We start from the raw sequence: 783 nt of genomic DNA on the forward strand, positions 1-783 counted from the left end.
GCCCCGGCCGCCGGGCTGCGTGGTGCTGTCCGCCTGCGACTCGGGGTTGTCCGGGGTGCGCCCCGGCGACGAGGTCGTGGGCTTCACGGCGGTGCTGCTGGCCCGGGGCGCCCGCTGCCTGGTGGCCACCGTGCTGCCGGTGCCGGCCGAGCCCACCACCGCGCTCATGCTCGACCTGCACCGGCGGATGCGGGCCGGGGCCCGGCCGGCGCGGGCCCTCGCCGACGCGCAGGCCGCATTCGTCGCGACGGGCGACGGTTCCGCCTCGGCCACGGCGGCGGCGTTCGTCTGCTTCGGCGCCGGCTGACCGCGGCGATACCGCCGTCGTATGACCAGGCGAGGATGATTGGTAATCGACAATCATCAATATTATTCCCGTCATCCGAACGTGGCGTGTCACCCCCGGCGCGCCGCTGATGATGCGGAGGAACACATGGTTCGTTGGCGCACCCTCACCGGCCTGTTGGCCGCCACGCTGGCCGCGGTGACCGCGGGCAGCCTCACCCTCACCGCACCCGCCGCCGCGGGCGACGCCACGGCCGCCCCGTACGTCGTCGGCGGCACCCCCGCCGCACAGGGCGAGTTCCCCTTCATGGTGCGGCTCTCCATGGGCTGTGGCGGCTCGCTCTACAGCCCCACCCTGGTCCTGACCGCCGCGCACTGCGTCAGCCGCACCGGCGCCAACACCAGCATCACCGCCACGCTCGGCGTGGTCGACCTCCAGTCGGCCAGCCGGATCACCGTCCGGTCCAACTACGTCTACCGCGCGCCGGGCTACAACGG

General features: G+C 73.7%; 2 protein-coding genes. Both read left to right on the forward strand.

Going from position 1 to position 783, the window contains the following annotated elements; translation table 11 throughout:
* On the forward strand, nt 1-307 hold a 307-nt coding region (locus tag MCAG_RS00055), incomplete at its 5' end, for a CHAT domain-containing protein (protein WP_157548318.1).
* Nucleotides 308-433: 126 nt separating this feature from the next.
* Nucleotides 434-783 (forward strand): trypsin-like serine protease (locus tag MCAG_RS00060; protein WP_036375777.1); only part of this gene is annotated, 350 nt, incomplete at its 3' end.

It is taken from the genome of Micromonospora sp. ATCC 39149, from assembly GCF_000158815.1.
Lineage (GTDB): Bacteria > Actinomycetota > Actinomycetes > Mycobacteriales > Micromonosporaceae > Micromonospora.